This window comes from Pseudonocardia sp. ICBG601, assembly GCF_020496245.1.
In genome coordinates this window covers 1,573,406-1,597,196 of the sequence record NZ_JAHLJA010000148.1, presented here as the reverse complement: position 1 = coordinate 1,597,196, position 23,791 = coordinate 1,573,406, and the positions used below count along the sequence as shown (strand labels likewise).

Here is a 23,791-nt window from a genome sequence, read left to right as displayed (position 1 = left end):
ATTCAGTGGGTGTCGCCCATCGATCCGGCGTTCGCTGGCCCCGCTCAACCTGAGGGGGCGGGGCCCCGGTGACGTTGACGCCGCGGCCTCGGCGTGGCCGAGGTGGTCGCGTGGTCTGGGGTCAGATGGTCCAGTCCTGGTAGGCGGGGTCCGCGCGGATGGCGTCGGTCGACCCGGTGTACTGCCCGGTGCCGGCGTGTCCAATCGGTTCGAGCGGGACGGCGGCGCTGTTCGGGATCGAGCGCAGCGTTGCCTCGATCGTGGCGGGCACCCCGGCCTGCGGGTCGGCGGTCGCGGTCGCCAGCCACGCCGCGCGGGCGGCCGGGGCGATCGCGCCGCGGCGGATCGCGGCGTCGACGATCTCCTCGGCGTGGGCGCGGGTCCGTCGCTCGGCCTGCCCGGCCGGGGTCGCCGCGGCCTGCAGCTCCTCCAGCACACCGCGGGAGATCGTCACGACGTCGTCGGCCGCTGAGGTCCCCGGGGCGGGTGCGGCGGGCTCCCCACCCGGGGCGGGTGCGGGCGGCGCGGCGGGCGGCGACACAGGGCCCGGTGACGGTGCGGCGGGCGCGGCCGGTGCCGTGGGGGTGCTGCTGTTCTCGGTGGCGGCCATGAGCGCCGCGTACACCTGGTCACCGTCGGCGTCGGCGGGCAGGCCCAGGCGCTTGCGCACGACCGCGGCGGCCTCGGGGCCGAGCGTGGTCATCCGCGGCGCCCCTGGGCCGGACGCGGTGGCCGGGCCGCGGCCGTCGTCGACGTGCAGGCCGACGGCCGTGCCCTGCGGGAAGCCGGCGTCGAGCATGCGGTGCAGGCGGTCGCGGCGGCGGGCGTGTTGTGCGTCATCAGGCATCAGGGGTCACACCTTCACTACGGGGATCGGGGTGCCGTCGGCGGCGGCCACGGCGGGGTCGGGGGCGGGTTCGTCGAGGACCACCAGGTCCGCGGGGCTGCCGACCAGCCACTGCGCCAGGCCCTCGATCGTCTTCTCGTGGGCCGCGGCGACCTCGGCGCGCTCACGCTCGAACCCGATCTCCTTCGCGCGGTGCAGGTCCGCGGCCGTGCCGGACCGGGCCGAGACCCGGCCGAGGTGGCCGGGCTCCGACGGCGGGGTCTGCCGGCGAGTCGGCAGGGTCAGCTCCACCGGGCCGTCGACGGAGGCGCGCATCCACTCCACCCCGGAGGTCAGGGCTCGCTCGCCGGGGGCGAGGACGAACCCGGCGACCAGCAGCAGCCGGTGGTACACGGCGTGGATCCGGGCCGCGTTCGGGACCGCCGCGGTGAAGGCGCGCCAGTGGTGGACCAGGCGGTCGTCGCCGATCGCGGTCTCCGCGCGCAGGCCCTCGTGCAGGCCGGCGGCGACACCCTCGGCGAGGGTCGCGGCGGGACCGTCGAAGTGGCCGCGCAGCTCCACGGTGATGTCGTCGGCCGCGGCGGCCAGCGCGTCGAGCGCCCGGTTCAGCAGCTCCCAGTCCACCGCGGCCAGCACGTCCCGGTCCCCCGCGGCGCGCCGGTCGCGGTAGGCCTCGTACATCGCGGCGGGGGTCAGGTCCGCGGTGTCCTGGTCGGCCAGCCATGCCGGGAAGTCGGACTCGCGGGCGGCGAACTCGCGCGTCTCGGCGGCCAGGTCGAGGACTCGCTGCACTCCGGGCGGGGTCGCGATCCCGAGGCCGGCCAGCTCCGGCAGCAGCATGTCGGTCAGCAGCGGCCAGGCGTGGCGGGCGGCGGCCACGCGGTCGTCGTCCAGGCTGGTGATGTGGCCGAGGGTGTCGGCGGCGATCCGGCCGGCGGACCGGGCGCGGTGTACCGGCTCGGCGACCGCGGTCGGGTCGGTGTCGAGCTCGGCGTCGTCGGGGACCGCGGCGGTGGTCGTGGTGGTGGTGCGGGTCTTGGTCATCGGGGGGTACCTCCGTCGGGGAACAGGTCAGGGACCGGGTCGCACAGGTACTGGGCGACCGCGGTACAGCCGACGCCGTGCTTGGTCTCCAGCACGATGCGCGGCGGGCACTCGGTGGTCTGCATGACGCGGACCTCGGGCCAGCAGTCCGGGCAGGCCCACGGGCCGCGCGCCTCGATCTGCTGCTCGATGAACTCGCGGGCGCTCATCAGCGGCGCCTCCTCTCATGGATCGGGCGGTCCGGGCGCCGAGCCCGGGCCTCGGCCAGCTCCGCCTCCGTCGGCGGCCGAGGACGCTCACCCGCAAGCCATGGACGGCACACCGGGCACGCGCGGGGACGGTCCGCCCCGGGCGGAGTCGTCCAGCCGGTGCAGGACGGCGGATGCGGTCTAGGGAGCGGCCCGCGGACGTGCTCGACGCGGTCGCCGTCGAGGTCTTCCGGGGCGGTCATCGAGCACTGTCCCGGAGGGGTAAGGCGACAAGGCGACAAGGCGACATGCGCGCACGTCGTGTTGTCGTCTTGTCATCTACGCAGGTCACGAGGTCGACCCCTTGTCGCCTTGGACCGTGGTGTCGCCTTGACTGGCACGGTCGAGGGTCCATTGCCAGTGGCCGTCTCGGCGCTCGGTCGTCACGTCGACCTGCTTGCGGGCGCGCTGCATGAGGCGCGAGTTGTACCCGTCGCGTTGGGCGTCGCGGAGCAGGTCGCCGGCGTTGGCGCTGCCGGACCGCTGGGGGTCGGACAGGTAGCCGGTCAGCCAGATTTTCGCCTCGTCCATCAGGGAGCGTTCTTCGCCGTCGGTCGGCGTCGTCAGGAGGTCCTGGGCGCGCTGGTTGGTCTCGCCGGTCCACTCGATCCGGCCGACGGAGGTCGGGCCGTCGTCGGTCGGCACGTCGGTGGGGACCAGGCGGGCGGCGAGGGACGGGGCGTCGCCGGGGGCCAGGTTCGCCTTGGTCGCGGTGATGACGAGGTCGTCGGTGCTGGAGTCTCGGGCGACGGCGAGCACGGACCTGGCGACCTGGGACCAGGCGATCGAGCCCAGGATGAGCTTCCCGGTGTCCCCGGACTCGCGCTTACCGAAGTGCACGATGCCCAGGACCGCGGTGCCGGTCTCGGCGGCGAGTCGGCTGATGGGCTCCAGGCCCTGACGCATCTGCCGGTCCCGGTCACCGTCGAGTGCACCGTCGATGACCGAGGTTGCCGCGTCGAGCACGACCAGGGCGACGTCGCGTGCGGTGATGCGCTCGGCGAGCGTGCGGGTGTCGGTCGGGAGTACGAGCGGGGCGTCGTGACCGGCGGCGGTGACGGCGTCGAGGAAGATGACGCGGCTCAGGTCGGCACCGGCAGCGACGAGCCGGGGGACGATGGTGAGGTCGCGGGCGTCCTCGGTGTGCACGTAGATCACCGAGCGGGGGTGCCCGCGGAACTCGCCGTGCAGGGTGCCGCGGGTGACCTGGGCGGCGAGGTCGACGGCGACGGTCGACTTGCCCAGTCCCTCGCGGCCGGCGAGCAGGGTCAGTCCGCCGACCACGATGCGGCCGTCCCACAGCCACCGCTGCCGTCGCATGACGACGTCGGAAGCTACGGTCTCGCGCAGCTCCCGGCGAGCCGCCGACCGGGGACCGGCGGGGACGTCATCGAGCAGCTTCCGGGCACGGTCGAGGACGTCGGCGACCGCGTCGACGTCGACCCGGGCGAGCTGCCGGATGCGTGTGCCGAGGTCGATCAGCCGACGGCGGGCCGCCTTGTCCGCGACGATCTCCGCGTAGTAGCGCACGTTCGACGGCACGGCCGCTGCCTCCATGCACGAGTGCAGGTACGGAGCGCCGCCCGCAGCACGGAGCACAGCCGGGTCGAGCCCACCGGCAACGGTGACCGCGTCGACCGGCTGGCCCGCGGAGCGCATGGCGAGCATCGCCGCGAACAGCGGCCCGTGCGCCGGCGCGTAGAAGTCGACGGGCGCGACGACCGTGGCCGCCTCGTCCAGCAGGTGCACGCCGTACATCGCCGAGCCGAGCACGGCGCGCTCGGCCTGGACGTCGGCTGGCGGCAGCTGCTCGACGTTGTCGTCGTCGTTCAGAGGCGCGGCCACGCGTCGGTCTCCAGGTCCCCGCTGGTCGACAGGCCCATCGGGGCCGCCGCCGCGGTATCGTGGCCGCGCTGAGACGGCTCGCAGGTGGTCGCAGCGATCGAGTGGGCGGGGCCGACCGGGTGGTGACCGGCGGCCCCGTCGTCGTTCCGGGGCGGGCTCATGCCGCACCGCCGCGGACCGTCTGCTCGCTCAGCCACTTCTGCACCGACACCCGGGAATAGCGGATCGACCGGCCCACTCGGATGTACGGCGGGCCCTCCCGCCGGGATCGCATGTTGCGCAACGTCGCGGGCGCAAGATCGAGTAGCTGAGCCGTCTCGGTCTCCCGCATCAGATCGTTCGTCGCCTGCAGGTCCATCCCGCCTCCACTACTGCGTCGTACCGAAGCATCGCTGCGGCGATACGACGCAGCACGACGAACTGTGACATGGGGCTATGCGCCGCGTCAATCCTTAGCTACTGTGCTTCGATATGACGCAGTCGACGCCGGGCGGCCCTGACGCACTGACCCGGAGCCTTGGCCTCCGCGTGCGCCAGCTACGGGATGCTCGGGGCCTGAGCCAGACCGATCTGGGCGCACGAATGACCGAGCAGGGCCTCAGCTGGAGCCGCACAACGGTCGCGAAGCTGGAGAGCGGCAAGCGGGGGTCGCTGAGCGTCTCCGAGCTGCTCGGCCTATCGCTGGTGTTCGATCTGCCGCCGCTCCTGTTGCTCGCCGATCCGCGACACGGACGGGTCGACATCACCGACGCACACAGCATTCAGGCGTGGGACGCACTGTTCTGGAGCGTCGGCTTGCGGCGACCGAGATTCAACGACGGCCGCCTGTCGTGGGGCCCGCCTGGCGCAGTCAGTCCGATGTTCGAGCTGATCGAGGCCGGCCTGAAGATCGAGGACTGCATGGTGCACCTCCGGGAGCCGGCACCCGTTGCGGCCAGTGCCGACGATCCGGCGCAGCAGTGGCACGAAGAGCAGCAGCGACGGGTTCTCAAGATGATCCGGGCGACCGTGAACACCATGAGCAAGTTCGATGCGCCACTGCCGCTGACGGCGAGCGATGTGGAGCTCGTCCGCCAGCGGGGCACCGAGCTCGGTGTGCCGGTCTTCAACGAGATCGGTGACTGATGGGCCACATTCGGGACCGCTGGCGTGATCCCGCCCGGCGCGGGAAGGGGAAGCGCTGGCAGGTCAAGTACCAGGTCGACGGCCGGGAGCGTGACGGCGGTGCTTACGACACGAAGGTCATCGCGCAGCGCAAGCTCGTCGAGCTTGAGTCCGCGGTCAACCGCGGCCAGTGGGTCGACCCGACCGACGACACCACCGTGACCGAGCTGGTCCGGGCCTACGTCGCCACCCGCCGGCACAAGCGCCGCACCGCCGAGCGGGTCGAGTCCGACATCGTGAACCACATCGAGGCGACCGCCATCGGCACGCGCCGGGTCGCCGCGCTCAAGCCGTCCGAGCTGCAGGGGTGGGTGACCGACCGGTCGGCGGTCCTCGCGCCGCGCACGGTGCGGAACCTGGCCGGTCTGCTGCGGTCGGCGCTGAACGCCGCCGTGCTCGACCGGGTCATCCCCGCGTCACCGTTCATCAAGATCACCCTGCCCCGCGTCGAGCGGGAGCGAATCGTGCCGCTGACCGTCGACCAGGTCGCCGCGCTCCACGACGAGATCGGGGCGCGGTACCGGGCGATGGTCCTCACGCAAGCCGGTCTCGGGTTGCGGATCGGTGAGCTGCTGGCGCTGCGGGTGCAGGACGTCGACTTCCTGCGGCGCACCGCCCGGGTCGAGCACCAGATCGAGCGGGACACCCGGGCCCGGGTCGAGCCGAAGACGCCTCGGTCCCGCCGCACCCTGCCGCTGCCGGACATGGTCGCCCAGGCCCTCGCCGAGCACCTGCGCCAGTTCGACCCGGCCGCCGACGGGCTGCTGTTCCACACGGCGTCGGGGCTGCCGATCGATCACGACTGGTACGCCAACAAGGTGTTCGCCCGGACCGTTGCCCGGGTGCGGGAGCGGATCGCGGAGGCGACGGCCGAGGCGCGCCGAACCGGGAAGGACGCGCCGGCCGCGCTGCCGACCCACGTCACGACGCACGACCTGCGGCACCACTTCGCGTCGCTGTTGCTGGCGTCGGGGTCCGGCCCGGTCGCCGTGGCCGAGCTGCTCGGGCACGAGAACGCGACCCTCGTGCTGACGACCTACGGGCACCTGATGCCGGGGTCGGAGGAGGTCGCGCGGAAGGCGATCGACGCCGCGTGGACGACGTCCCGAGGGGCCGCTGCGCAGGCTCCCACTGCCCGGGCACTGCCCGGTGGATCATGAGAGCCGTGTCTGCCCTGGTCAGGGCGCTGTTCCTGCTCGGGTACTGCTGTTCGACGGCAACGCCTGAGCACCCCGCACGTCCGCCGACGGCGCTCCACCGCGGGTGGGGCGCCGTCGGTCGTTCCGCCTCAGCCCTCGGTCGTGGCGAGCCCGGCCAGACCCGGCGCCCCGGCCCGCCCGGTCGCGTCCTGCAGCCGGCGCAGCACGTCGTCGAACAGGGCGGCGTCGGTGCCCAGCAGGTCCCGGTAGCGGTCCAGCACCCCGGCCGCCGCGGCGTCCCACTCCGCGAGTGCCGCGCGGCCCCGCTCGGTGGCGACGACGAGCACCCGGCGCCGGTCGACGACGTCGGGCCTGCGGTGCACGAGGTTCGCCGCGGTCATCCGGTCCACGAGCTTGGTCGCCCGCGGCGCCAGCAGCAGCGCGTGCTCGGCGACCACGCTCATCGTGCAGCCGCCGCGCGAGGCGAGCAGGCCGAGCACCCGCCACTGGTCGACGTCGGACCCGCAGCCGCGCAGGGCCTCGTCGAGCTCCTGGTCCATGGTCCGGCCCACCGCGCAGAGCAGGCGCAGCGACTCGTCCCCGGACGGCCGCACGTGCTCCGCGGGCTCCGACATGAGCGCATCGTAACCGGACGTTTTCCGACGAGGCGCTAGGTGGGCGACGCCACGATGGATAGCGTCACCTGCATGACTCCGTTCCCGGACCCCGGGCGCGCGACGGCGGTGCCGGCGCGCGGGAGCGAGGTGCTCAACGTGGCGCTGGTCGTCCCGCTGCAGGGTCCGGCGGGCATCTTCGGCCCGTCCTGCGAGACCTGCGCGACGCTGGCCGCCGAGGAGGTCAACGCCGCGGGCGGGGTGCTCGGCCGGGAGCTGAACCTGGTGCCGGTCGACGGCGGCGCGCCACCCGCCGTCGTCGCCGCGGAGCTCGACGCGCTGGTCAGCGCCGGGGCCGTGGACGCGGTCACCGGCTGGCACATCTCGGCGGTCCGCGAGGCCGTCGCGCCCCGGATCCGCGGGCGGGTGCCCTACGCCTACACCGCCCTGTACGAGGGCGGTGAGCAGCGACCGGGGCTGTTCCTGACCGGGGAGACCCCGGACCTGCAGCTGGGCCCGTCGCTGAGCTGGTTCGCCGAGGCCGCCGGGGTGCGCCGCTGGACGATCGTCGGCGACGACTACGTGTGGCCGCGCAGGTCCGCGCAGGTCGCGACCGAGCACCTGCGCCGGATCGGCGGGACGGTCTGCGACGAGATGTACGTGCCGCTGGGCACCGAGGACTTCTCGCGCGTGCTGCACCGGGTCGAGGCGAGCGGCTGCGACGCCGTCCTGATGCTGCTGATCGGCAACGACGCCGTCGAGTTCAACCGGGCGTTCTGCGCCCTCGGGCTGGACCGGGAGATCCTGCGGTTCAGCTCGCTGATCGAGGAGAACGTGCTGCTCGCCTCGGGCCCGGAGAACACCCGCGGCCTGCTCACCTCGGCCGGCTACTTCGAGGACCTGGGCACGGCGTCGGGGCTGGACTTCGCGGCCGCGCACGCCCACCGCTTCGGCCCGGACGCGCCGGTGCTCAACAGCCTCGGCGAGTCCTGCTACGAGGGCGTCCGGCTGCTGACCGAGCTCATGCGCCGGGCCGGGTCGCCCGAGGTCCCGGCGATGACCGCGGTGGCCGAGGGGCTGGCCTACGAGAGCCCGCGCGGGACCGTCGAGGTGCACGGGCGGCACCTGCGCCAGCAGGTGTTCCTCGCCGTCGCCGACGGGGTGGCCTGGGACGTCGTCCAGCAACTCTGACGGGTCCGTTGACACCCCGGCCCGTCGGTCGTACTTTCCCAGGAAAATATTTCCTCGGATGCATGTCGGGTCGCCCGGCGTGCCGGGAGGTACGACCGTGGCGCTCTACGTCTACCGGTGCGGGGCCGACGGCCCCGTCGAGGAACGGCACCCGATCGGCAGCGCCCCCGCGACGGCGCGCTGCCCCACCTGCGGGGAGCAGTCCCCGCGCGTCATCACCGCACCGATGGTCGGCCTCGCCGACCGCGGCCGGATGGCCCTGATCGACCGCACCACGGCCACCGCCCACGAGCCGCAGGTCGTCTCCGCGCCGCCGCCGCGCCCGCTGCGCCCCGGCGGGCCGCCGCTGCACCCCGCCACCCGCGGTCTGCCGCGTCCCTGACCGCGGCGCCCCGCGCCGCACCGACCGCCGCACCGACCGCTGCACCCCGTCCGCCCCGCCCGCGTCCGCACCGACCCCGGGAGTGTCCGATGCCCAGGAACGTCTTCCCCCTCGACAGCACCAAGACCTTCACCGACCAGCAGCTGACCGGCCACAACCGGTGGCACCCCGACATCCCGGCGCAGGTCCACGTCAAGCCCGGGGACACGTTCCGGGTCGACTGCCGCGAGTGGTTCGACGGCGCCATCCACAACGACGACTCCGCCGACGACATCCTGAACGCCCCGCTCGCCGGGGTGCACGTGCTGTCCGGGCCGATCGCCGTCGAGGGGGCGCAGCCGGGCGACCTGCTGATCGTCGACATCCTCGACGTCGGGCCGATCCCGCAGGAGGACTCCGGCCCGCTGGCCGGGCAGGGCTGGGGCTACACCGGCGTGTTCGCCACCCGCAACGGCGGCGGCTTCCTCACCGAGCAGTTCCCCGACGCCTACAAGGTCATCTGGGACTTCCAGGGCGGGACGGCCACCTCCCGGCACGTCCCGGGGGTGTCGTTCACCGGGATCGTCCACCCCGGGCTGATGGGGACGGCGCCGTCGCCCGAGCTGCTCGGCCGCTGGAACGCCCGCGAGCAGGCGCTGATCGACACCGACCCGGAGCGGGTGCCGCCGCTGGCCCTGCCGCCGAACCCGGACTCGGCGATCCTCGGCTCGCTGACCGGCGCCGACTTCGACCGGGCCGCCGCGGAGGCCGCGCGCACCGCACCGCCCCGGGAGAACGGCGGCAACCAGGACATCAAGAACCTCACGAAGGGCAGCCGGGTCTTCTACCCGGTGTTCGTCGACGGCGCGAACCTGTCGATGGGCGACCTGCACTTCTCCCAGGGCGACGGCGAGATCACCTTCTGCGGCGCGATCGAGATGGGCGGGTTCATCGACCTGCACGTCGACGTCATCAAGGGCGGCATGGCGACCTACGGCGTCTCCGAGAACGCGATCTTCGTGCCGGGCAACACCGACCCGCAGTACAGCGAGTGGATCGCGTTCTCCGGCACCTCGGTCACCCTCGACGGCGAGCAGCGCTACCTCGACTCGCACCTGTCGTACCAGCGGGCCTGCCTGCACGCGATCGACTACCTGACGAACTTCGGCTACTCCCCGATCCAGGCCTACATGATCCTCGGGGCGGCGCCGATCGAGGGCAGGCTGTCCGGCGTGGTCGACATCCCGAACTCGTGCTCGACGGTCTACCTGCCGACCGGGATCTTCGACTTCGACGTCAAGCCGGGCAAGAACGGCCCGCACCGCATCGACCCGGGCCAGGGCGTCCCCCACTCGGCGGCCTGACCAGCGGGTTCCGCGGTCGTCCCGGGGGCTGGCCCCGGGACGGCCACGGGCCTGGCGTACTCTTCTCGGCATCTCCGCGGCGAGGGCGGGTGCACCTTGACCCGCCGTGATCGACGTGGGCCGATCCCGGTCGGCTCCTCGCCGCGCGCGCCTTCCACCGCAGACAGTTCGAGGAGCAGTTCCCGTGGCCCAGACCCGCATTCCCGCCGAGACCCGGACCGAGTTCGGCAAGGGCGCCGCCCGTCGCACCCGTCGCGCCGGCAAGATCCCCGCCGTCCTCTACGGCCACGGGACCGACCCCGTCCACCTGTCGCTGCCGTCGCTGCAGTTCGCCGCGGTCGTCCGCGAGCAGGGCCGCAACGCCGTGCTAGAGCTCGACGTCGACGGCAGCACCCCGCAGCTCGCGCTGACCAAGACCGTGGTCGTGCACCCGCTGCGCCCCTACATCGAGCACGTCGACCTGCTCGTCATCAAGCGTGGCGAGAAGGTCGAGGTCGAGCTCGACGTCGTCGTCACCGGCGAGGCCGTCCCCGGCTCGCTGGTCACCCAGGACCTCAACACCGTCCTGGTCGAGGCCGACGTGCTGAACATCCCGGAGAACATCGAGGTCTCCATCGAGGACGCGGAGATCGGCACCCAGTACTTCGCCAAGGACCTCAAGCTCCCCGGTGGCGTCGAGCTGCGCACCGACGAGGAGTACCTCGTCGTGCAGGTCGTCCCGGCCCCGACCGAGGAGGACCTCGAGGCCGAGGTCGACGCCGAGGGCGCCGGTGTGGTCGAGGAGCCGTCCGACGAGGAGCAGGCCGCCGAGGCCGAGGCCGAGGGCGACTCCGCCGAGGGTTCCGCGGACTCCGAGGGCGACTCCGAGTCCTCCGACAAGTGAGCCCCGTGCCGGGGCCGGCCCTCGTCGTCGGACTCGGGAACCCGGGTCCGGACTACGAGGGCACCCGGCACAACGTCGGTACCCGCGTCGCCGCACTGCTGGCGACGCGGGCCGGCGCCGGCCGGTTCTCCGCGCACAAGCGGTCGAACTCCGACATCGCGCAGGGCCGGCTCGCCGGTCGCCCGGTGACCGTGGCCGTCCCCCGGACGTACATGAACCTCTCGGGCGGCCCGGTGGCCGGGCTCGTGCAGTACTTCTCGATCCCGCCGACCGAGGTGATCGTCGTCCACGACGAGCTGGACCTCGACTTCGGCGTGGTCCGCCTCAAGCGCGGCGGTGGCGAGGGCGGGCACAACGGCCTGCGCTCGATCAGCAAGGCGCTGGGCACGAAGGACTACCTGCGCGTGCGGTTCGGCATCGGCCGGCCGCCGGGTCGTCAGGACCCGGCGGACTACGTGCTCAAGCGGTTCTCCGGCGTGGAGAACAAGGAGCTCGACTTCGGTCTGGACCTCGCCGCGGACGCCGCCGAGGCCCTGCTGTCCGAGGGCCTGGAGCCGGCGCAGAACCGGTTCCACCCGCTGTCGGGCTAAGCCCCGTCGTCCACGGGAGCCCCGGTCCCTCCACAGGGACCGGGGCTCCCGTGCGTCCGGGTCAGCGGCGGGCGGTGAGCAGGTCCGCCGTCGCGGCGCGGCGCAGCTTCCCCGACGGCGTCTTCGGCAGGCTCCCCGGCGCCAGCACCGCGACCTCGGCCGGCCGCACCCCCACCGCGGAGACGACACGGCGGATCACGTCGTCGCGGATGGCACGCACCGCCTCGGGGCCGTCGGCCCCCTTCGCCTCGACGGCGACGGCGAACGACTCCCGGTGCCGCCCGTCACCTGCCGGGATCCGGACCGCGACGACGTTGCCCGCGCGCACGCCCTCGACCGCACCGGCGGCCCGCTCGATGTCGGTCGGGTAGATGTTGCGCCCACCCATGATGATCACGTCCTTGGTGCGCCCGCACACGACGACGGCGCCGTCCGGGGTCAGGTAGCCCTCGTCGCCGGTGTCGAACCAGCCGTCGCGGTCCTGGGTGGACACCGGGCCGTCGACGGTGAGGTAGCCGGGCGTCACGGCGTCGCCGCGCAGGTGCAGCACCCCGACCTCCCGGGGGCCCAGCACGCGACCACCGCTGCCGACGACCTTCACCTCGATCCCGGGCAGCGGGGGTCCCAGCTCGGGGAACTCCCGCACCGGACCGGTGCCCGCGTGCTCGGCGCGCCGGTGCGCCTCCAGGGACTCGGCGTCGACCCGGTCCACCTTCAGCCCGGTGTGGACGGGCGCGAAGGACACCCCGAGCGCGGTCTCGGCCATCCCGTAGGCACACAGGACCGACTCCGGTCGCAGCCCGAAGCGGGCGCCGGCGTCGGTGAACGCCGCGACGGCCGCCGGGTCCACCGGCTCGGCGCCGTTGAGCGCCAGCCGCAGCGAGGACAGGTCGAGAGCGCCGTCGTCGACCCGGGCGAGCTGGCGGGCCAGCACGGCGTAGGCGAAGTTCGGGGCCGCGGTGACGGTGCCCCCGTACTTCGAGATCAGCTCGGCCCACAGCCGCGGGCGGCCCAGGAAGTCCGCGGGGGTGACGGTGACCAGGTCCAGCCCGACCGTCATCGGGACGGTCAGGAACCCGACCATCCCCATGTCGTGGAACAGCGGCAGCCACGACACCATCCGGTCGGTCGCGACGTCCAGAGCGGACGCGGTCACCATCGCCCCGATGTTGGCGTGCAGGTTCGCGTGGGTGATCCGCACCGCCTTCGGGGCCGCGGTGGAACCGCTCGTGAGCTGCAGCAACGCGGTGTCGCCCTCGTCGGCGACGGCGGCGTCCGCGACGAACGCGGCCGGGTCACCGGTCAGCGAGTCGAGCATCCGGAACGGGACACCGCGCTCGGTCAGGACCGGGGCGAGGGCGTCGAAGGGCGGGCCGAGCAGCACCATCGCGGCGTCGACCATCGTCAGCGTCGTGACCGTGTCGGCGGCCCACTCGGCCAGGTCGGTGCGCGGGGTCGGCTGGTGCAGCATCGTCACGCTGCCGCCGCACAGCCACACCGCCTGCGCGGCCGGGGCGATCGCCGCGGGCTCCCCCGCCAGCACCCCGACGGCGCCGCCGAACGGCAGGGCCGGGCCGCCGTCGTCGCCGGGGCGTCGCAGGGCGTCCGCGATCCCGCGGGCCGTCTCGTGCACCTCCGCCCAGGAACGCCGCACGGGATCGCGCGGCTCCCCCGTCGTCATCCCACGGGCGAGCCCGTGGGGAACGGTCGCGGACTCCAGCAACGTCGCCAGGAATCGGGACATGGGCCCGAATGTAGCGACGAACCGCCCGTGCGGGGCGGCACGATCGGCGACCGGTGCGACCGCGCCGGGCGCGCGTAGCATCCGAACGCATGGCCGAGCCGCACACCGACCCCGCTCCCGCAGCGCTCTCCGCCGCCGTCGACGCCGTCCTCCCGGGCGCGCGCACGGACCTCGAGGCGCTGGTCCGCATCCCGAGCATCTGGGCCGACCCGGCACACGCCGAGGACACCCGCCGCTCCGCGGACGCCGTCGCGACGCTGGCCCGTGACGCGGGTGCCGCCTCGGTCGAGATCATCTCCGCCGACGGCGGGGCCCCGGCCGTCGTCGCGCACTGGCCCGCACCCGAGGGCATGCCGACGGTCATGCTCTACGCCCACCACGACGTCCAGCCCACCGGCGGCGACGACGCGTGGACCAGCCCGCCGTTCGAGCCGACCGAGCGCGACGGGCGGCTCTACGGCCGTGGCGCCGCCGACGACAAGGCCGGCGTCATGACCCACCTCGCCGTGCTCCGCGCCTACGAGGGACGGCCGCCGGTCGGGGTCGTGCTGTTCATCGAGGGCGAGGAGGAGTCCGGTTCCCCCACGCTGACCGCGCTCCTGGCCGAGCACCGCGAGAAGCTCTCCGCCGACGTCATCGTGATCGCCGACGCCGCCAACCCGGCCGTCGACGTCCCGGCGCTGACCACCAGCCTGCGCGGCCTGGTCGACGTCGTCGTCGAGGTGTCGATGCTGGAGCGTCCGGTGCACTCCGGGGTCTACGGCGGCCCGATCGGGGACGCGCTGACCGCGCTGTGCCGCACCCTGGCCACCCTGCACGACGACAAGGGCGAGGTCGCCGTCCCCGGCCTGGTGCGCGGCAGCTCCGACGCGCCCGACCCGGACGAGGCCACCTACCGCTCCGACGCGGGCCTGCTCGACGGCGTCGAGCTGCTCGGCACCGGCTCGATCCCGGACCGGACCAACCACGCGCCCGCCGTCGCGGTGCTGGCGATCGACGCGCCGAAGGTCGCCGAGGCCTCGAACGTGCTGCTCCCCCGCGCCCGCGCGATGGTCAGCATGCGGCTGGCTCCCGGCCAGGACGCCCGCGAGGCCCAGCGCGCTCTCGCGGAGCACCTGGAGAGCAACGTCCCGTGGGGCGCGCACGTGTCGGTGACGCCCGGCCACGGCGTCGCCGAGCCGTTCAGCCTGTCCTCGGCCGGCGAGGTCTACGACCACGCCCGCGCCGCGTTCTCCGCCGCCTACGGCAACGACGCCGTCGAGACCGGCATCGGCGGATCGATCCCGTTCATCGCGGAGTTCGCGCGGACCTTCCCCGGCGCGGCGGTGCTGGTCACCGGGGTCGGGGACCCGGCCAGCCGCTGGCACGGCATCGACGAGAGCCTGCACCTGGGCATGTTCGGGCGCGGGGTGCTCGCGGAGGCACTGCTGCTGGACCGGCTCGCCGGCCGGGCGTGACGGTCCGGCCCGACGGGTACCCGCCGGTCATGAAGTTCGGCATCGCAACGTTCGTGACCGACGAGGGCATCCGTCCCGGGCCGCTGGGCCGGGCGCTGGAGGAACGCGGTTTCGACTCGGTGTTCCTCGCCGAGCACTCGCACATCCCCACCAGCCGGGAGTCGCCCTACCCCGGCGGGGGCGACCTCCCGCGGGTCTACTACCGCACCCTCGACCCGTTCGTCGCGCTCACCGCGATGGCGGGGACGACCACCGACCTGCTGCTGGGCACCGGGATCGTGCTCCTGCCGCAGCGCGACGTCATCCACACCGCCAAGCAGACCGCGAGCCTCGACCTGGTGTCCGGCGGGCGGCTGCTGTTCGGCGTCGGCGCGGGGTGGAACCGCGAGGAGATGCGCAACCACGGCGTCGACCCGAGGACCCGCGGGCCGCTCATGACCGAGCAGCTGCACGCGCTGCGGGCACTGTGGACCGAGGACGAGGCCGAGTTCCACGGCAAGCACCTCGACGTCGAGCGGTCCTTCTCCTGGCCCAAGCCGGTCCGCACCCCGCTGATCTACCTGGGCGGGGAGAGCGAGGCCGCGCTGAACCGGCTCGCCGAGGTCGGCGACGGCTGGCTCCCGCGCTCGCACACCTCCTTCGACGAGATCCGCCGCGTCCGCGACGACCTCGCCGAGCGGGGCAAGCCGGACGTACCGACCACGGTGTTCGGCGGGAAGCCGGACCCCGACGTCGTCGCCGGCTACGCCGAGGTCGGCGTCGAGCGAGTGACGTTCCTGCTGCCGACCCTGCCGGAGTCCGAGACCCTGACGAAGCTGGACGAGCTGGCGCAGGTGGTCCGGCGGTCGAGCTGACCTCGGTCGGCCGGAAACCGGTGGCCGTTGCGGGGCAGAATGGCCGGTGATGTCGATCCGGCTGCTCGGCCCCGTCTCCCTCACCGACGCCGGCGGGCGCGAGCTGCTGCCCGCCGGCGCTCGGGTGCGGGGTCTGCTCGCCCGGCTCGCGCTCGACGCCGGGCACCCGGTCGACACCGCGACGCTGGTCGACGCGCTGTGGGGTGACGACCCGCCGTCGACGGCGAACGCGCTCCAGTCCCTCGCCACCCGGCTGCGCCGCGCGATCGGCGCCGACCGGGTGCGGTCGGCCACCGGCGGCTACCTGCTGGCCGTCGACCCGGACGAGGTCGACGCGCTGCGGTTCGCCGCACTGCGCCGGACCGCGGCGGCCGACCCGGACGACGACCGCGCCCGCGCCCTGCTCACCGAGGCCCTCGACCTGTGGCACGGCCCGCCGCTGGGCGGGCTGAACGGGCTCGCGTTCGCCGCACCGGCCGCCACCCGGCTCACCGACGCCCGCGCGGGCGCCGCCGAGGAGCTGGCCGCCCGCGGGCTCGCGGCCGGCGCGCCCACGGCAGGTCTGGACGCGCTGACCGCGATCCTCGCCGAGCAGCCGCTGCGGGAGACCACGGCCGTCGCGCTGGCCCGCGGGCTGCACGCGACCGGACGGCGGGCCGACGCGCTGGCCGTGCTCGACCGGACCCGCACCGCACTGGCCGAGGAGCTCGGCGTCGACCCGGGCCCGGAGCTGCTGCGGACCCGCACCGAGCTGCTGCGCGACGACCCGCCCGCCACCGCGAGCCCCGCACGGCGACCCGGACCGCCGCCGGAGCGGACCCGGCCGGTGGCGCTCACCTCGTTCGTCGGCCGCGAGAAGGACCTGGACCGGGTACGGGCGCTGCTCGGCTCGACGCGGCTGGTCACCGTCGTCGGGCCGGGCGGGGCCGGGAAGACCCGGCTGTCGCAGGAGGCCGTGCGCGACGTCGGTACGGCCGTCGCCGTGGTCGAGCTGGCCGCGCTGACCGGCGGCGACCAGGTGGTCCCGGCCGCGCTGCACGCCGTCGGCGGGCCGGAGCTGTCGGTCGCGGACCGCGGTGGTCCGGACGCCAGGGCACGGCTGGTGTCGGCGCTGACCGGCCGCGAGCTGGTGCTGCTGCTGGACAACTGCGAGCACCTGGTCGACGACGTCGCGGACCTCGTCCACGACCTGCTCGCCCGGCTGCCCGGGCTGCGGGTGCTGGCGACCAGCCGGGAGCCCCTCGGTGTGCCGGGCGAGGTCCTGCACCCGCTGGGGTCGCTGGACCCGGCGCAGGCGACGCGGCTGTTCGCCGAACGCGCCGTCGCCGTCCGGCCGGACCTCGACCCGGCCGCCCACGCCCGGGCCGTCGCCGAGATCTGCCGTCGGCTCGACGGTCAGCCGCTGCCGATCGAGCTCGCGGCGGCCCGGGTGCGGAGCATGACCCCGGCCGAGATCGCCGACCGGCTCGCCGACCGATTCCGGCTGCTGGTGACCGGTGCCCGGACCGCGCTGCCCCGCCACCAGACGCTGCGGGCCGTCGTCGACTGGAGCTGGGACCTGCTCTCCCCCGCCGAACGGGCGCTCGCGACCCGGTTCGGGGTGTTCGCCGGTCCGGTCGACGCCCGCACCGTCGAGGCCGTCTGCGGCGACGACGCGTTCGACCTGCTCCCGGCGCTGGTCGAGAAGTCACTGGTCGTCCCGGTCGACGGCGCCGAGGACGGCGCGACCCGCTACCGGATGCTGGAGACCATCCGCGAGTACGCGGCCGCACGGCTGGCCGACGCGCCGGACCACGACGCCGTGACCGCGGCGCACGCCGACCACCTGCTCGCGGTGCTGGAACCCGGGGAGCCGCGGCTGCGCACCGGGGACCAGCTCGACCAGCTCGCCGTCGTCCGGCGGGTGGAGGGCGAGGCCGTCCGCGCGCTGGACCGCGCCGTCGACGCCGGCGACGGTCCCCGGGCGCACCGGCTGTTCGCGGCACTGGGCTGGAGCTGGATGGTCCGCGGCGACCTCGGGTCGCTGAAGCGCTGGTCCGACCGGGTCGCGACGGTCCCGGCGGACGCGCCGGCCGCCGCGGTCGCGTTCGCCCGCACGATCCGGGCGACGGTCCACATCGGGTTCGGCGACGAGCCGGGCGCGGCGCGGGCGGAGCTCGCCGCCGTCGTCGCGCTGTGGCCGGAGCTGCCCGAGCCGCGGCACCCGGTGGTCGAGCTCGCCCGGCCCACGGGCCTGCTGTTCGGTGACGGTGACCGCTCCGCGCTCGTGGCCATCGCCGACGGCGACGGCGAGCCGTGGCTGCGGGCGACGGCGTCCCAGATCATCGCCGCGTACGCCGAGAACACCGGCGACCTCGACGTGCAGCGGGTCCGGCTGCGGGCCGCGCACGAGCTGTTCGCCCGGACCGGGGACCGCTTCGGGCTCGGGATGACGACGTTCGCACTCGGTGAGCTGGAGGACTACGCCGGGGACACCGACGCCGCCCGCCGGGCCTGGACCGAGGCGGTCGCGCTGTCCGCCGAGCTGGGCAACGCCGACGACGTCCCCCAGTTCCACCTGCAGCTCGCCCGGCTCGCCGCCCGCGACGGCGACGAGACCGAGGCCCGCGAGCACCTCCGCCTGGCCTTCGACCAGGACATCGTCGACGACCCCCGTGCGGACTTCGGCCTGCGGTGGGGCCGGGCCGACGTCGAGCTGCGGCTCGGGAAGCCGCAGGAGGCCCTGGACCTGCTCCAGGAGTCCGACGTGCCGGCCCGGCCCGGCCCCGGACGGCTGCAGCGGGAGGCGTCGACGCACGCGCTCATCGCGGCCGCGCTGCTCGCCCTCGGACGTCCCGACGACGCCCGCGAACGGCTGGAGCAGGCCGGGCGGTCCGCCGTCGCCAGCGAGGACGGGCCGATCCTCGGCCTGGTCGCCGAGACCTCCGCACGGTGGGCGCTGGACGCGGGGGACGCGGAGCGGGCCGGTGAGCTGCTCGGCGTCGCCCTGGCCCGCCGGGGGGCGCTGCACCTGGGTCTGCCCGAGGTCGTCGCGACGCTGGAGGGGGTCCGCGCACGGCTGGGCCCGGCCGCGGCCGACGCTGCGGTCGACCGTGGCCGGGCCCTCCCCCGGGACGCGCCCCCTACACCGTGAGCGCCGGACCGCCGCGCGCCCTCAGGTGCGGCGGCGGTAGAGCGCGACGGCCAGCGGCGCGAAGACCACGACAAGGCCCGCGGACGTCAGCAGCGACACCGTCGCCGCACCACCCGCCGGCGCGCCGTCGAGCAGGGCACGCACGGCGTCCGCGGTCCGCGAGACCGGGTTGACCGCGACGAAGCCCTGCAGCCAGCCGGGCATCGTCTGCGTCGGGACGAACACCGAGCTGGCGAACGTCAGCGGCAGCATGATCAGCGCGGACAGTCCCTGCACCGAGCGGGGCTGCTTCACGACCATCGCGAGCGCGGTGAACACCCAGCACAGGCCGAACGCGAACGCGACGACCAGCCCGAACGCGGCGAGGATCCCGAACGGACCCGCCGGGGTCCGGTAGCCGAGCGCGAACCCGAACACCAGCATGATCACGCCGGAGGTCACGTAGCGGACGAGGTCCGCGCCGATCGCGCCGACCAGCGGGGCCGCGCGGGAGATCGGCAGGCTGCGGAAGCGGTCGAAGATCCCGGTCTTGAGGTCCTCGGCCAGGCCCACGCCGGTGCCCGCGGAGGCGAACACGACCGTCTGGAGCAGGACGCCGGGCAGGGCGTAGTGCAGGTACTCCGTGCTGTTGCCGGCGATCGCGCCGCCGAAGACGTAGACGAACAGCAGCAGGAAGATGACCGGCTGCAGCGTGACGTCGATCAGCGCCTCCGGCGAGTGGATCGTCTTCACGATCCCGCGGCGGGCCAGCGACAGCCCGTGCCGCACCGTCGAGGGCAGCAGCGGGGCGGAGCCGGCCGCCCGGCCGGAGCGCGGGGTGGTGGGCGGGGTCTCGAGGGTGGCGGTCATCGGGGGCCTCCGGAGGTGGTCTCGGCCGCGTGGCCGGTGAGGGAGAGGAAGACGTCGTCGAGGCTGGGGAGCCGCAGACCGATCTCGGCGACGGCGACGCCCTCGGCCACCAGCCGGTCCTCGGTGCGACGCAGCGCGCCGTGGTCGGCGACGGCCGCGGTGACCTCCCCGGACGGCTCGACCGTCGGCTCGGCGCCGGCCTCCTGCGCGACGACGGCGGCGACCAGCGGCGCCTCGCGCGGCAGCTCGGGGCGCACGTGCAGGCGTCGCCCGCCGGCCCGGGACTTCAGCTGCGCGGCCGTGCCCGAGGCGATGACCCGCCCCCGGTCCAGGACGACGAGGTCGTGCGCGAGCTGGTCGGCCTCCTCCAGGTACTGGGTGGTGAGCAGGACGGTGACGCCGTCCTCGGCGAGCCGCCGCACGGCCTCCCACACCTCGTTGCGGTGCAGCGGGTCCAGCCCGGTGGTGGGCTCGTCGAGGAACAGCACCTCGGGGCGCCCGACGAGGCTCGCGGCCAGGTCGAGCCGCCGGCGCATGCCGCCGGAGTAGGTGCCGGCGCGGCGCCCGGCGGCGTCGGTGAGCCCGAAGCGGTCGATCAGCTCGACGGCGCGGGCCCGCGCGGCCGGGCGCGGCAGGTCGAGCAGCCTGCCGATCAGGTACAGGTTGTCGCGGCCGGTCAGGGCCTCGTCGACGGCGGCGTACTGGCCGGTGAGGCCGATCAGGGAGCGGACCCCGGCGGCGTCGCCGACGACGTCGCGGCCGAGCACCGCGGCCCGGCCCGCCGAGGGCGGGAGCAGCGTGGCCAGCATGCGGACGGTCGTCGTCTTGCCGGAGCCGTTGGGGCCGAGCAGCCCGAGGACCTGTCCGCGCCCGGCGGAGAAGGAGATCCCGTCGACGGCGCGGACGTCACCGAAGGTCCGGACCAGGCCGTCGACCTCGATAGCGGGAGTGTTCATGCCGATGAGCGTGCGCCTGGGCGCTGACACGGCCCTGGTACGGCGCTGGCACCGCGGTGACAGCCGCGGGCGGCGGACTCACCGCCACGAGCCCGGTCCCGTCGCCACCCCCCGACTGTGGCGACGGAACCGGCCCGTCTCTCCCCCCGCGCCCCGGCGAGGCTCCCCAGCCCGCCGTGACGCGAGTACGACGGTATCCGCGCACCCGGGGGCCGCGGATCGGTCGAACTACTGATCTCTTACCCGGGGTCTCTCCTACCTGGGTAGGAGAGACCCCTCATCCCTCGGCGCGCTCGGCGGCCTCGAGCCACTCCAGCTCGACGCTCTCGCGCTCGGCGACGACGGCCTTCAGCTCCCGGTCCAGCTCCATCAGCCGGCCGGGCTCGGTGGCGGCCTCGGCGAGCCGGGCGTGCAGCTTCTCCTCCTGCGCGGTGAGCTGCCCCATCCGTCGTTCCAGGCGCTGGGCGTCCTTGCGGGCGGCCCGCTGCTCCGCGGCGCTCGCCTTCGGCCCGGCCGCCTGTGCGACGGGCGCCCCGGCCGGTACCGGAGCGGTCGGGGCGGCCCCGGCGGGGCCGTGGCCGGTGGCGGCACGGCGGGTCAGGTACTCGCCGATCCCGCCGGGCAGGTGGGTGAGGTGCCCGTCGCCGAACAGGGCGACGACCTGGTCGCAGACCCGCTCGGTGAGGTACCGGTCGTGGCTGACGACCACCAGGGTGCCCGGCCAGCCGTCGAGGAGGTCCTCGAGCCCGGCGAGGGTGTCGACGTCCAGGTCGTTGGTGGGCTCGTCGAGCAGCAGGACGTTCGGCTCGTCCATCAGCAGCCGGGTCAGCTGCAGTCGCCTGCGCTCGCCACCGGACAGGCGTCCGACCGGGGTCCACTGGCGGGCCGCGGGGAACCCGAGCCGCTCCAGCACCTGCGACGCGGTCATCTCCTGCTTGCCGAACCGCACGTACTTGGCGACGGCCTCGGTGGCCTCCAGCACGCGCATCTCGGCGGGCAGGTCGACGAGCTCCTGCGACAGCTGCGCCATCTTCACGGTGCTGCCCTGGACGCGCTTGCCCGAGTCGAGCGCGCGTTCCCCGGACAGGGCACGCAGCAGCGTCGTCTTGCCGGAGCCGTTGATCCCGACGATGCCGACCCGGTCGCCCGGGCCGAGCCGCCAGGTCACGCCGTCGAGCAGGGTGCGCCCGGCGACGGAGACGGTCGCGTCCTCCAGCTCCAGCACGGTGCGCCCGAGCCGGTTGGTCGCGAACGCCATCAGCTCGACGGTGTCGCGCGGCGCGGGCACGTCGGCGATCAGGGCCTCCGCGGCCTCGATCCGGTAGCGGGGCTTCGAGGTCCGGGCGGGCGGGCCGCGGCGCAGCCAGGCCAGCTCCTTGCGGGCCAGGTTGCGGCGGCGCTGCTCGGCGGCGTCGGCCTGCCTGCCGCGCTCGGCGCGGGCGTAAACCCAGTCGGCGTAGCCGCCGGTGTAGGACTCGACGCGCCCGTTCGCGACCTCCCAGGTCCGGGTGCAGACGGTGTCGAGGAACCAGCGGTCGTGGGTGACGACGACGAGTGCGATCCGCCGCGCCGTCAGGTGCGTCGCGAGCCAGCCGATGCCCTCGACGTCGAGGTGGTTGGTGGGCTCGTCGAGGACGACGAGGTCGAGCTCCCCGATCAGCGCCGCGGCGAGCGCGACCCGGCGCTTCTCGCCGCCGGACAGACCATCGGTGGGCCGCTCGATGTCGGAGATGGCGAGCCCGTCGAGGACGTCGCGGACCCGGGCGTCGGCGGCCCACTCGTGGTCGGCGCCGTACTCGGCGAGGACGATGTCGCGCACCGTCGACCCGGCCGGGAAGCGGTCGTGCTGCACGAGGTGCGCCATCCGCAGGCCACCGAGGCGGCTGACCCGGCCGCCCTCGACGGGGCGGTCGCCGGTGATCACGTCGAGCAGGGTCGACTTCCCGCCGCCGTTGAGGCCGACGACGCCGATCCGGTCGCCGCGCTCGACGCCGAGCGAGACGCCGTCGAGCAGGACGCGGGAGGCGTCACCGGGCACGTGCGCGGTGACGTTCTCCAGGTTGAGCAGGTTCTCGGGCAACTACGTCTCCACCGTCGGGAAGGTCAGGCACGGACCGGGGGCCACGAGCCGGAGCTCGAGGGACCGCCGCGGTCGGGGGGGTGGTCGCCGCCGGTCTCGGAGGTGTCGACGATGCGGGCGCCGCCGGCCGGGCCGTGGGCGACCCGCACCGTCCGGCACACCCCCATGCCGGCGAGCTCGGTCGCGACCTCGACGGCGGAGTCGGCGTCCGCGCACAGGAACGCGCACGTCGGCCCCGACCCGGACACCAGCCCGGCGAGCGCGCCGGAGTTGACCCCGGCACGCAGGGTGCGGCGCAGGTCCGGGGCCATCGAGACGGCGGCGACCTGCAGGTCGTTGCCCAGGTTGAGCGCGAGCCGGCGCGGGTCCCCGGAGGACAGCGCCTCCAGGACGGGCTCGACCGGTCGCTCGGCGATCGGGCCGTCGCCGCGCAGCCGGTCCAGCTCGGAGAACACCGCGGGTGTGGACAGTCCACCGCGGGCCAGCGCGATCACCCAGTGCAGCCGGTGCCGGGCGAGCACGGGGATGATCTTCTCACCACGGCCGGTGCCGAGCGCGGTGCCGCCGTGCAGACCGAACGTGACGTCCGATCCGAGCTCGGCGGCCAGTTCGGACAGCTCGTCGCGGCCCAGCTCCAGCCGCCACAGCGATGACAGCGCGACGAGCGTGCCCGCCGCGTCCGCGGAGCCGCCCGCCATGCCGCCCGCGACCGGGATGCCCTTGCGCAGGGTCACCCGCACGTCCGGGGCGCGCCCGGCCTTCTCCGCGAGCAGCTCGACCGCCCGCCAGGCCAGGTTGGTGGCGTCCAGCGGCACCTCGGCGACGCCGTCGCCGTGCACCTCCAGCGCGGGCTCCTGCGCCTGCTCGACGGAGATCTCGTCGAACAGGCTGACGGCGTGGAACACCGTGACGAGGTCGTGGAAGCCGTCCGGCCGCACCCCGCCCACGGCGAGGTGCAGGTTGATCTTCGCGGGAACCCGGACGGTGACCGGTCGCGGCACGGCGGACAGCACCGCTCAACCCTACGGGCAGCGCGGGACGGGCCGCCGCCGCCCGGCATCCGGGGTGGCCGGGCTCACCGGCCGGGCCGGCTTCCCGGACTCACCTGCCCGGGGCGCCCCGCCGCCCGGGCCCCTCGACCCCACCCGGGGCTCACCCTCCCCCGCGACTGCCCCTCCCCGGGCCGACCTTCCTCCGGGGCAGGCTCTCCCCCGGGCTGGACCTTCCCGGGCTGGCCTTCCCCCCGGGGCTGGACCTCCCCGGGCTGCCCCTCCCCCGGGGCTGGACCTCCCCGGGCCGGACCTCCCCCGGGGCTGTGGCCCTCCACCGGGGCCCACCGACTCGGCCGGGGTGACCAGCCGATTGGGCCGACGGGCTCCGCCCACGGTGTCCCTGCCGGAAAACCGTTCATGGCGTGAAGGGTTGTCG

Annotated in this window: 22 protein-coding genes; 10 read left to right on the top strand and 12 right to left on the bottom strand. The window is 74.7% G+C overall.

What is annotated here, in order from left to right; genetic code table 11:
• Positions 1–121: 121 nt before the first annotated feature.
• From KPL57_RS36890 to KPL57_RS36865, 6 genes are all read right to left on the bottom strand, one after another.
• Complete coding sequence (locus KPL57_RS36890) at positions 122–847, bottom strand: hypothetical protein (RefSeq protein ID WP_226355162.1); 726 nt, start codon at positions 845–847, stop codon at positions 122–124.
• A 6-nt stretch (positions 848–853) separates the two neighbouring features.
• Positions 854–1,891 carry a hypothetical protein gene (locus tag KPL57_RS36885; RefSeq protein WP_226355161.1) on the bottom strand — a complete coding sequence of 346 codons (1,038 nt, stop codon included), beginning with the start codon at positions 1,889–1,891 and terminating at the stop codon, positions 854–856.
• Positions 1,888–2,100, bottom strand: a complete 213-nt coding sequence (locus KPL57_RS36880) for a hypothetical protein (protein WP_226355160.1) — start codon at positions 2,098–2,100, stop codon at positions 1,888–1,890. The genes KPL57_RS36885 and KPL57_RS36880 overlap by 4 nt, the downstream gene beginning before the upstream one ends.
• 327 nt (positions 2,101–2,427) lie before the next feature.
• Positions 2,428–3,984, bottom strand: a complete 1,557-nt coding sequence (locus tag KPL57_RS36875) for an AAA family ATPase (RefSeq protein WP_226355159.1) — start codon at positions 3,982–3,984, stop codon at positions 2,428–2,430.
• A complete protein-coding gene (locus KPL57_RS36870) occupies positions 3,969–4,145 on the bottom strand; it encodes a hypothetical protein (protein WP_226355158.1) in 177 nt (58 codons plus the stop codon). Before KPL57_RS36870 ends, KPL57_RS36875 begins: the two co-directional genes overlap by 16 nt.
• Positions 4,142–4,342, bottom strand: coding sequence for a helix-turn-helix domain-containing protein (locus KPL57_RS36865; protein WP_226355157.1), 201 nt, complete (start codon positions 4,340–4,342; stop codon positions 4,142–4,144). The genes KPL57_RS36870 and KPL57_RS36865 overlap by 4 nt, the downstream gene beginning before the upstream one ends.
• Positions 4,343–4,455: 113 nt before the next feature.
• Between KPL57_RS36865 and KPL57_RS36860 the strand changes: the two genes are divergently transcribed.
• Both KPL57_RS36860 and KPL57_RS36855 read left to right on the top strand, forming a co-directional pair.
• The gene (locus KPL57_RS36860; protein ID WP_226355156.1) at positions 4,456–5,109 is read left to right on the top strand and encodes a helix-turn-helix domain-containing protein; all 654 of its coding nucleotides are present in this window, start codon (positions 4,456–4,458) and stop codon (positions 5,107–5,109) included.
• Entirely contained in the window at positions 5,109–6,308 is a 1,200-nt protein-coding gene (locus KPL57_RS36855; RefSeq protein ID WP_226355155.1) for a site-specific integrase, read from the top strand. Before KPL57_RS36860 ends, KPL57_RS36855 begins: the two co-directional genes overlap by 1 nt.
• 128 nt (positions 6,309–6,436) lie before the next feature.
• On the opposite strand, the gene KPL57_RS36850 is transcribed toward KPL57_RS36855, so the two are convergent.
• On the bottom strand, positions 6,437–6,922 hold the full coding sequence (locus KPL57_RS36850; protein WP_226355154.1) for a MarR family winged helix-turn-helix transcriptional regulator: 486 nt from the start codon (positions 6,920–6,922) through the stop codon (positions 6,437–6,439).
• Positions 6,923–6,994: 72 nt separating this feature from the next.
• Between KPL57_RS36850 and KPL57_RS36845 the strand changes: the two genes are divergently transcribed.
• The 5 genes from KPL57_RS36845 to pth all read left to right on the top strand — a co-directional run bounded on the left by KPL57_RS36845 (position 6,995) and on the right by pth (position 11,290).
• Positions 6,995–8,092 (top strand): substrate-binding domain-containing protein, encoded by a 1,098-nt coding sequence (locus tag KPL57_RS36845; RefSeq protein ID WP_226355153.1) that lies wholly within the window; start codon positions 6,995–6,997, stop codon positions 8,090–8,092.
• Positions 8,093–8,189: 97 nt separating this feature from the next.
• Positions 8,190–8,474 (top strand): zinc ribbon domain-containing protein, encoded by a 285-nt coding sequence (locus tag KPL57_RS36840; protein WP_226355152.1) that lies wholly within the window; start codon positions 8,190–8,192, stop codon positions 8,472–8,474.
• Positions 8,475–8,563: 89 nt separating this feature from the next.
• On the top strand, positions 8,564–9,817 hold the full coding sequence (fmdA, locus tag KPL57_RS36835) for a formamidase (RefSeq protein ID WP_178374498.1): 1,254 nt from the start codon (positions 8,564–8,566) through the stop codon (positions 9,815–9,817).
• A 184-nt stretch (positions 9,818–10,001) separates the two neighbouring features.
• Entirely contained in the window at positions 10,002–10,700 is a 699-nt protein-coding gene (locus KPL57_RS36830; protein WP_226355151.1) for a 50S ribosomal protein L25/general stress protein Ctc, read from the top strand.
• On the top strand, positions 10,697–11,290 hold the full coding sequence (gene pth, locus KPL57_RS36825; protein ID WP_226355150.1) for an aminoacyl-tRNA hydrolase: 594 nt from the start codon (positions 10,697–10,699) through the stop codon (positions 11,288–11,290). Before KPL57_RS36830 ends, pth begins: the two co-directional genes overlap by 4 nt.
• Before the next feature lie 61 nt (positions 11,291–11,351).
• Here pth and KPL57_RS36820 read toward each other — a convergent pair whose 3' ends face one another.
• Positions 11,352–13,034 (bottom strand): fatty acyl-AMP ligase, encoded by a 1,683-nt coding sequence (locus KPL57_RS36820; RefSeq protein WP_226355149.1) that lies wholly within the window; start codon positions 13,032–13,034, stop codon positions 11,352–11,354.
• A gap of 89 nt (positions 13,035–13,123) precedes the next feature.
• Between KPL57_RS36820 and KPL57_RS36815 the strand changes: the two genes are divergently transcribed.
• The 3 genes from KPL57_RS36815 to KPL57_RS36805 are packed head-to-tail and all read left to right on the top strand — an operon-like array spanning position 13,124 to position 18,478.
• Positions 13,124–14,491, top strand: coding sequence for a dipeptidase (locus KPL57_RS36815; RefSeq protein WP_226355148.1), 1,368 nt, complete (start codon positions 13,124–13,126; stop codon positions 14,489–14,491).
• A 29-nt stretch (positions 14,492–14,520) separates the two neighbouring features.
• Positions 14,521–15,345: an LLM class F420-dependent oxidoreductase gene (locus KPL57_RS36810; RefSeq protein WP_226355147.1), complete on the top strand. Its 825-nt coding sequence runs from the start codon at positions 14,521–14,523 to the stop codon at positions 15,343–15,345.
• 49 nt (positions 15,346–15,394) lie between these two features.
• On the top strand, positions 15,395–18,478 hold the full coding sequence (locus tag KPL57_RS36805) for a BTAD domain-containing putative transcriptional regulator (protein WP_226355146.1): 3,084 nt from the start codon (positions 15,395–15,397) through the stop codon (positions 18,476–18,478).
• A 21-nt stretch (positions 18,479–18,499) separates the two neighbouring features.
• Here the strand turns inward: KPL57_RS36805 and KPL57_RS36800 are convergent, their stop codons facing one another.
• The 4 genes from KPL57_RS36800 to KPL57_RS36785 all read right to left on the bottom strand — a co-directional run bounded on the left by KPL57_RS36800 (position 18,500) and on the right by KPL57_RS36785 (position 23,376).
• Positions 18,500–19,327, bottom strand: coding sequence for an ABC transporter permease (locus KPL57_RS36800; RefSeq protein ID WP_226355145.1), 828 nt, complete (start codon positions 19,325–19,327; stop codon positions 18,500–18,502).
• The gene (locus tag KPL57_RS36795) at positions 19,324–20,283 is read right to left on the bottom strand and encodes an ATP-binding cassette domain-containing protein (protein WP_226355144.1); all 960 of its coding nucleotides are present in this window, start codon (positions 20,281–20,283) and stop codon (positions 19,324–19,326) included. The genes KPL57_RS36800 and KPL57_RS36795 overlap by 4 nt, the downstream gene beginning before the upstream one ends.
• A 277-nt stretch (positions 20,284–20,560) precedes the next feature.
• A complete protein-coding gene (locus tag KPL57_RS36790) occupies positions 20,561–22,363 on the bottom strand; it encodes an ABC-F family ATP-binding cassette domain-containing protein (RefSeq protein ID WP_226355143.1) in 1,803 nt (600 codons plus the stop codon).
• 23 nt (positions 22,364–22,386) lie between these two features.
• Positions 22,387–23,376: a 4-(cytidine 5'-diphospho)-2-C-methyl-D-erythritol kinase gene (locus tag KPL57_RS36785; RefSeq protein ID WP_062400202.1), complete on the bottom strand. Its 990-nt coding sequence runs from the start codon at positions 23,374–23,376 to the stop codon at positions 22,387–22,389.
• Positions 23,377–23,791: the final 415 nt, after the last annotated feature.

Excerpts from the sequence above, each read along its gene's own strand:
- KPL57_RS36820 (WP_226355149.1), bottom strand. The coding sequence starts at position 13,034 with ATGTCCCGATTCCTGGCGACGTTGCTGGAGTCCGCGACCGTTCCCCAC.
- KPL57_RS36810 (WP_226355147.1), top strand. The coding sequence starts at position 14,521 with ATGAAGTTCGGCATCGCAACGTTCGTGACCGACGAGGGCATCCGTCCC.
- KPL57_RS36865 (WP_226355157.1), bottom strand. The coding sequence starts at position 4,342 with ATGGACCTGCAGGCGACGAACGATCTGATGCGGGAGACCGAGACGGCT.
- KPL57_RS36855 (WP_226355155.1), top strand. The coding sequence starts at position 5,109 with ATGGGCCACATTCGGGACCGCTGGCGTGATCCCGCCCGGCGCGGGAAG.
- fmdA (WP_178374498.1), top strand. The coding sequence starts at position 8,564 with ATGCCCAGGAACGTCTTCCCCCTCGACAGCACCAAGACCTTCACCGAC.
- KPL57_RS36805 (WP_226355146.1), top strand. The coding sequence starts at position 15,395 with ATGTCGATCCGGCTGCTCGGCCCCGTCTCCCTCACCGACGCCGGCGGG.
- KPL57_RS36795 (WP_226355144.1), bottom strand. The coding sequence starts at position 20,283 with ATGAACACTCCCGCTATCGAGGTCGACGGCCTGGTCCGGACCTTCGGT.
- KPL57_RS36870 (WP_226355158.1), bottom strand. The coding sequence starts at position 4,145 with ATGAGCCCGCCCCGGAACGACGACGGGGCCGCCGGTCACCACCCGGTC.
- KPL57_RS36880 (WP_226355160.1), bottom strand. The coding sequence starts at position 2,100 with ATGAGCGCCCGCGAGTTCATCGAGCAGCAGATCGAGGCGCGCGGCCCG.
- KPL57_RS36800 (WP_226355145.1), bottom strand. The coding sequence starts at position 19,327 with ATGACCGCCACCCTCGAGACCCCGCCCACCACCCCGCGCTCCGGCCGG.
- KPL57_RS36860 (WP_226355156.1), top strand. The coding sequence starts at position 4,456 with ATGACGCAGTCGACGCCGGGCGGCCCTGACGCACTGACCCGGAGCCTT.
- KPL57_RS36890 (WP_226355162.1), bottom strand. The coding sequence starts at position 847 with ATGCCTGATGACGCACAACACGCCCGCCGCCGCGACCGCCTGCACCGC.
- KPL57_RS36850 (WP_226355154.1), bottom strand. The coding sequence starts at position 6,922 with ATGTCGGAGCCCGCGGAGCACGTGCGGCCGTCCGGGGACGAGTCGCTG.
- KPL57_RS36815 (WP_226355148.1), top strand. The coding sequence starts at position 13,124 with ATGGCCGAGCCGCACACCGACCCCGCTCCCGCAGCGCTCTCCGCCGCC.
- KPL57_RS36885 (WP_226355161.1), bottom strand. The coding sequence starts at position 1,891 with ATGACCAAGACCCGCACCACCACCACGACCACCGCCGCGGTCCCCGAC.
- KPL57_RS36845 (WP_226355153.1), top strand. The coding sequence starts at position 6,995 with ATGACTCCGTTCCCGGACCCCGGGCGCGCGACGGCGGTGCCGGCGCGC.